At 59.5% G+C, this 7,024-nt stretch carries 6 protein-coding genes; all 6 read right to left on the bottom strand.

Features of this window, described 5'->3' with window-relative positions:
* Positions 1–56: 56 nt before the first annotated feature.
* The 6 genes from tsaD to acpS are packed head-to-tail and all read right to left on the bottom strand — an operon-like array spanning position 57 to position 6,880.
* Entirely contained in the window at positions 57–2,441 is a 2,385-nt protein-coding gene (gene tsaD, locus DW899_RS10170; RefSeq protein ID WP_117801003.1) for a tRNA (adenosine(37)-N6)-threonylcarbamoyltransferase complex transferase subunit TsaD, read from the bottom strand.
* On the bottom strand, positions 2,428–2,934 hold the full coding sequence (tsaE, locus tag DW899_RS10165; RefSeq protein ID WP_117801000.1) for a tRNA (adenosine(37)-N6)-threonylcarbamoyltransferase complex ATPase subunit type 1 TsaE: 507 nt from the start codon (positions 2,932–2,934) through the stop codon (positions 2,428–2,430). Before tsaE ends, tsaD begins: the two co-directional genes overlap by 14 nt.
* A 12-nt stretch (positions 2,935–2,946) precedes the next feature.
* Complete coding sequence (locus DW899_RS10160; protein ID WP_117800997.1) at positions 2,947–3,567, bottom strand: uracil-DNA glycosylase; 621 nt, start codon at positions 3,565–3,567, stop codon at positions 2,947–2,949.
* Between the two features lie 8 nt (positions 3,568–3,575).
* Positions 3,576–4,721 carry an alanine racemase gene (alr, locus tag DW899_RS10155; protein WP_117800994.1) on the bottom strand — a complete coding sequence of 382 codons (1,146 nt, stop codon included), beginning with the start codon at positions 4,719–4,721 and terminating at the stop codon, positions 3,576–3,578.
* Positions 4,722–4,723: 2 nt separating this feature from the next.
* Positions 4,724–6,340 carry an NAD(P)H-hydrate dehydratase gene (locus DW899_RS10150; protein WP_117800992.1) on the bottom strand — a complete coding sequence of 539 codons (1,617 nt, stop codon included), beginning with the start codon at positions 6,338–6,340 and terminating at the stop codon, positions 4,724–4,726.
* Complete coding sequence (acpS, locus tag DW899_RS10145) at positions 6,341–6,880, bottom strand: holo-ACP synthase (RefSeq protein WP_055310749.1); 540 nt, start codon at positions 6,878–6,880, stop codon at positions 6,341–6,343.
* Positions 6,881–7,024: the final 144 nt, after the last annotated feature.

The following is a 7,024-nucleotide window of genomic DNA, read 5'->3' as shown; positions in this document are numbered from 1 at the left end:
AAAGTTCATATGCGGCCGTTGGCGCCCGGGCAGCGCCGGGGATCGCACCTTTGCGGCTACAGCGTCATGTTCGGATCGGCATCGACGTCGAACGGCGAGATTTCTCCTCGGTCGAATTTACGGCGAGCAACCTCTGCGATCATGGCGGCGTTGTCGGTGCACGCCGAAAGCGGTGGCACCGTTACGCGGATCCCCTGACGCCCGAGCTTCTTGATCATCATCTCGCGCAGATGCGGATTAGCCGAGACACCACCGCCGATGCAATACTCCTTGCACCCGGTGGCGTGCAGGGCGTTTTTGGCCTTCTTGTACTGAACGTCAAAGACCGCAGCCTCAAACGAAGCCGCCAGGTCGGGCAGATGAATCGTACGCCCGGCTTTGGTCTCCTGCTCAATGTAGAGCGTCACGGCCGTCTTAAGGCCCGAAAGCGAGAATCGATAGTCTCCCCTGCTATTGAGTGCACGGGGGAAGTCAATCGCGCGGGGATTGCCTGTCTCGGCCAGTTTGGAAATGATGGGGCCGCCGGGATAGCCCAGGCCCAGCGCCTTAGCCACCTTGTCGAAGGCCTCACCCACGGCATCGTCGAGCGTCTCGCCGAGCACCTCGTAGTCGCCCCACGCCTTGACGTGAACAAGCATGGTATGACCGCCCGAGACGAGCGTGAAGATAAACGGCGGCTTGAGATCGGGCTGCGCCAGCAGGTTGGCGAACAGATGACCCTCCAGATGGTTGACGCACACGAGCGGTTTACCGGCGGCATAGGCAAAGCCTTTGGCGAAGGCGACGCCCACCACCAGGGCACCCACCAGGCCCGGACCCTGCGTCACGCCAACAGCAGCGAGTTCGCTCGGCGCGATGGCTCCGCCCTCAAGACCAAGCGATGCCGCGGCATCCTCGAGCGCCGCGTCCACGACGCTCACGATAACCTCAACGTGCTTGCGCGAAGCAATCTCGGGCACTACGCCGCCAAAACGGGCATGAAAATCGATCTGCGTCGAAACCTGATTGGCCAGCATATTACCGTCCGCGTCGATAATCGCCACAGCCGTCTCATCGCACGAACTCTCGATGGCAATCACCAGGCGACGGCGCTCAATTTCGGCGCGCTCCTCAACGGTGCGCTCGGGTGCAGGTAGCGGCCATATACGCTGCTCAGCTGCCGTCGGCTCGGGCGAAGCGTTGTCGACCGGGAGCACCAAGGGCAGCGGCGCCGTCATGACGATGGCATCTTTGCCAACACCGTAGTAACCGCGGCGGCGGCCCGCCTCGGTAAAGCCCAGGGAGGCATAGAGCGCAATAGCGCCCTCGTTGCCATCCTCAACCTCGAGCGAGGCGGTCGTACAGCCGAGCATCTGGGCATCGTAGCTCACGTGCGACAGCAGCTTGCGGGCAATACCCTCGCGGCGATGCTTCGGGTCGACGGCAACATCCAGAATCTGCACGTCACCGTCTACGACCATGCCACCGGCAAGCCCCAACAGCTGACCGTCGTCGTGCGCCACCCACCAGCTGCGCGGCGCCGCAACATCCTCGCCCAGCTCGGACAGGAACATGCCCGGCGTCCACGCCTCGTGCCCGGCACCTTCAAAGCAGGCGGCCTCCAGCGCACTTGCGCCCTCGGCGTCCGCCGCACCCATGGGGCGGAATTGCAGATGGCGACCGGCGAGCTCATCGGCGACGCCCGTAATTTCACTCTGCGCGCTCTCGGCAAGACCGAGGCGTTTGCGCTCGTTTTCCTCGGCATCAGAAAGGCGCGTATAGATCGGTAGGACGCGGGCCGGGTCGCCGTCACCCGCGGCATGCGCAAGGAGGAGGCCCTCGCCCGAAGGCCACCACAAGCCGCGCTCCACACAGCGAGCGGTCTCATCCTCGCCCAGCAGCTTGCCATAGCGCACGAGACCGTCGCCAGTCAGCTGAACCTGGTCCCAGTCCGCGACTTGGCGCCACTCATCAAGCGCCACGGCAGCCTTGACCACGTGCTCGCGCTCAAACTGACGCTCGGGGCCCTCATCGACCAGCATATACAGCGCCGGATATACCTCACCGCGCATAGCATCGGCCAAGATACCAAGCTTGCCGCGCACGCCAGCCTTCCACGCCGTCCAAGCGCAAGCGTCGAGCGTCGACACGCCCAGCAGCGGAACATTGGCACCGCACGCGAGGCCCTTGGCAGTGGAGATGCCGATGCGCACACCCGTAAACGACCCCGGGCCGCGGCCGACCACGTAGCAACCAACATCGCTGCGATCCAGACCGGCTTGAGCCAGCACGCCATCAACGGTATTCACGAGCTCCACATTGGCATGGCGACGGCACATATGGTCGCCACTCACCAGCTTCGCCTCGCCCGTCCGCCCATCAATCCAGCTTGCCGCGCAGGCAAGCATATCGGTCGAAGTATCGAGCGCCACCACCAGCGCGTTATCGTTATGCAAGCTCATCTTGTACAGCCTTATCAATCAAATCGGAAAGCTCCGCTGCGCGCTCGCCGTGCGCCTCGAGCGTTATCGTTCGCACGTCGCTATCGTTCTCATCACGCTTAAGCGTTACCGAAAGATACTCGTCTGTCAGTTCGTCCTGGAACTGTTCGCCCCACTCCAGCAGACACGCACCCTCATAGCCCAGTACATCGAAAATGCCCGTATCCTCGAGCTCGTAAGCATGCTCCAGACGGTACAGGTCAAAGTGGAACAGCGGAATACGTCCCTGGTCATGAACGGCCATGAGTGCGAATGTGGGGCTCGTGACCATATGGCCGTCGCCCAGACCACGCGAAACGCCCTTGGTAAAGTGGGTTTTGCCCACCCCGAGGCCGCCGGTCAAGATCAGCACATCACCATCTTCCAGGCACGGCGCAACCAGCTCGCCAAAATGCTCCGTATCGGCAGAGCAAGCCGTTTTATAAATACCTACCCCCAGGCGCTCCAGGGACATATATGCTCCTTATTATTCCGAGGCACCCTCTGGCGCGGGATGCCGCTCCAGATAGTCGCCCAGCATCTTAAAGTCTTCCTCCAGCAGCTCCTGCCACGCCGGATTACGCAGCGCCGCCGCCGGATGGAACGTGGGCATCACCACAAAATGCCCCATCTGATGGAACCTGCCGCGCAGCTTGGTGATGCCGATCTCGGTCTTAAGCACAAAGTGCGTCGCGGGGTTACCGAGCGTCACGATGATATCGGGCCAAATGCTTCGAATCTGCTCACGCAAAAACGGTGAACAGGCCAGCACCTCCTCGGGCCGAGGATTTCGATTTCCCGGTGGGCGACACTTAAGCACGTTGGCAATGTAGACGTCTTCGCGCTTGAGGCCAGCCAGCGACAGGATGCCGTTGAGATCCTCGCCCGCCGCCCCCACAAACGGTTCGCCTTGCAGATCCTCGTTGCGACCCGGTGCCTCACCGATAAACATTACGCGGGCGTGGGGGTTTCCCACGCCAAACACGATGTTATGGCGTGACTGATAGAGCTGACAGAGATGGCAGTCGCCTAAAACAGCCTCAATCTCCTCGAGCGCAACCTCGCGCGGCGCCTGGTGACTATGTCCGGGGATGTGCATGACACCCATAGCGGCTCCTACACGTAGACCTTGTCGAGACGCATGCCAAAGCCGCAGGCGACCTCGTAATTAATCGTGCCGCGCAGTCGGGCCATCTCGTCCATAGTGATCTCGGCATCGCCATCGCGGCCGACAATGATCATCTCGTCACCATACTCGGCCTCGGGAATCTCGTGTGCCGGGTTGGACTGAATGGCGACCATAAACTGATCCATGCAGATATTGCCAACCTGACGCACGCGCTCGCCGCGATACAGCACATCCATACGATTGGAAAGTGTACGCGATAGGCCGTCGGCATATCCAATCGGCAGCGTGCAGATCTGAACGCGCGTACGCGGTACGCGGTAGGTAAAACCGTAGCCCACGCCTTCGCCCATTGCAGGATGTGCCACACGTGTCACGCGCGCGTGAACGCTCATGACGGGGTCCAGCTGCATCACGCGGCTGCTCAACTCGCACGGCTGCATGCCGTACAAGCCAACGCCGGCGCGAATCATATCAAAATGCATCGAAGGATCGAGCATCGAGGACGGTGTGTTGGCACAGTGCACAATGCCGCACTCAAAGCCCGCGTCCTTAATGGCCTGAACGGCCTCGGTAAAGCGCTGGCACTGCAGTTTGTAGTCCCAACCCGATGGCTCGTCGGCCGTTGCGAAGTGCGTAAAGACGCCATCACACTGGATACCGCGGTGGAAGCTAATACCACGAACAAAGTCGAGCACCTGCGTGTAGTGAACACCGATGCGGTTCATGCCCGTCTCGATGGCTAGATGGTACTTGCCCACCTTGCCTGCCGCGACAGCGCACTCGCCATAGGCAAGGGCGAAATCGGACGTATAGACCGAAGGCATAATGTCAAACTCAAGCAGGGTGGGGATAGCCTCGATAGGCGGCTCGCTCAAGATCAGGATGGGCTTGGTAATTCCGCCCCGACGTAGCCCAACACCCTCACTGACCGTCGCCACCGCGAACATGTCGGCTCCGGCCGAGTACATGATTTTGGCGCACTCGACGGCACCATGGCCATAGGCATCGGCCTTGACCACGCAGCACAGTCGCTGACGTGGGTCGAGCAGGTTCTTGTAAGCCCTCGTGTTGCGGCGAAGCGCCCCTCGGTCAATCTCAACCCAGGACCAGCGTGTCAAATCGGCTTTATTCATGATTAATCATCCGACCCTTCGTCCATGATTCCCAGATCATCGAGTGCGTCCTTTGCCGCTAATTCCATGGCAGGACCGATCAAGTCGATCAGATCGGTCGCAATAACGCTCTTCTCACCGTACTCCGTCGCCGCGGCAAAACCCGCGTAACTGTGAAGCGCAACGGCATATGAATACAGCAGCTCCCAGCGATCCATCTCATCGCGCATGGTAGCCAGTGTGCCAGCCAAAATGCCCGCAAGGACATCGCCCGAACCGGCAGTCGCCAACGACGCCGGACCCGAGAGCGGCAAAAGCACGCGCTCAACGCCGCAGATAGCCGTCGTCGGTCCCTTGGCAATAACCACGAGATTGTCGGAACCGGCAGCCCAGACAACCTTCTGTGCGGCCGCGATTGCAGTCCCCAGATCGTTAACCTCCTCACCGGCAACCAAGCGCGAAAGCTCGCGATAGTGCGGCGTCATGACGAGCGGTTGCTCACGGCGGTACATCTCAGGGTTGCTATCGATACCGTCGATAGCAATCTTAGAAAGGCAGTTGAGCGCATCGGCATCAAGGATCAGCGGCACATCAAGCTCCAACAAGCCCGAAACCACCTGCATGGCACCGGCAGACGTCGTCATGCCGGGACCGCACAGTACGCAGCTGTACTTCTTTGCAATCTCGCACACGGTCATACGAGCAGCGGCACCAAAAGAGCCGCGGGAATCGGACGGAATAGCAAAAACCGGAATCGAGGGGAGTGCCATACGAATAAGATTGGCACACGCATCGGGCGTCGCGACAGCCACATAGCCGGCACCCGCACGGGCAGCAGACTTGGCGGCCATAATGGCAGCGCCAGGATACTGCGCCGAGCCGGCAACAATAAGGACGGAACCGCGAGAATACTTATCGATATTCGTGGGCAGCGGAGCAAAGAAATCCACCAAGTCACCGGGCTCGACAATCTCGGCGGCGTGGTCGACATCATCGATGACCTCATCAAGACGATCATAGAGGCTACCGCACACCAGATCACCGGCGTACTCAGGGCCATCAGCGCTGTAGAGGCCAATCTTGGGCGTGATCATCGTGACCGTGCGCTCGGCACGGATGCACTCGTCGTCGACAACACCGGTCTCGGCATTCAGACCCGAAGGAACATCGATAGACACCACATGGTCGGCGCAGTCGTTAACTGTCGGAATCCAGATGGAGAACGGTGCACGCAGGTCACCGTGGAAACCAGTACCAAAGATAGCGTCAACAACAACATCGGCCTTATCGATCAAAACCTCAAGCTCATCTCGCGAGGGACCGACACACACATGCACGTCACGACCGGCGGTACGGCGGGCAACATGGCGAGCCAGAGCGGCAGGAATCTCATCCGGCTCGACCGGAGACACGATATCCACGTCAACGCCCTTATGGCTCAAGATATCAGCCGCGACCCAGCCGTCGCCACCGTTGTTGCCAAAACCGACCAGAACCAGGACGCGATCGGGATTAAGTTTTAGAATTTCACTAGCAGCAAACTCACCCGCCAGTTCCATAAGCTCGGCCTTCGAAGTTCCTTCGCGTTCGATAATATCCTCGAGGCGAACGACTTCCTCGGTACTCAAAACCGGTTTCATCTATGCTCCTAGCGTATCTTGCGAAGCATCGCCCAGGTGCTCCGTCAAAGCTGAATTTTGCAGTTGCTCAAGCTCATCTAAAACCGAGCGAGCCTCTTTAAAAGTTTGTGCAACGCGTTCCTTGGTGCTCACCTTTTCCTCTTTTGGCTTAGGCCGAGCATCTTCGGTAATCGCGATGGCATTCGCAACGGCCAAGTCTCCCGTAAGCGTAATGGAAAGAGCGACCTCAACAACACCCAGTTCTTGAGCGATCTCGAGAGCACGGCCCGAAAGCAGAGCCTTCGGTTTGCCGAGTTTATCACGCGTTACCGAAACATCCTTGCGACCTACACCTTGACTAAAACCCGTGCCGAGAGCTTTAAGCACCGCCTCGCGCGAAGCAAAGCGGCTCGCATAGTGAGCAGCGGGACGCGATGATGCATCGCAATACGCACGCTCTTCTTCGGTAAACACACGCCGAGCAAACGACGGCGTCTTTTCAAGAATTGATTTCATGCGGGAAATCTCGACGATATCAACGCCGATACCAGCTTCAGCCATGTTCACCTCCATATCGCACAGACTAAGTTATTGTAGCCCGTTCACAGAAGATGCGACAAACGAGGGTTATAAAACACAGCTACTATGTGAGACAAAACCCGTAAACTCAAAAAAGGGGGGAGGCCGCGAGGCCTCCCCCCTTCT

The organism is Collinsella sp. AM41-2BH (genome assembly GCF_003468085.1).
Lineage (GTDB): Bacteria > Actinomycetota > Coriobacteriia > Coriobacteriales > Coriobacteriaceae > Collinsella.
This window is presented reverse-complemented; position numbering and strand designations above follow the sequence as displayed.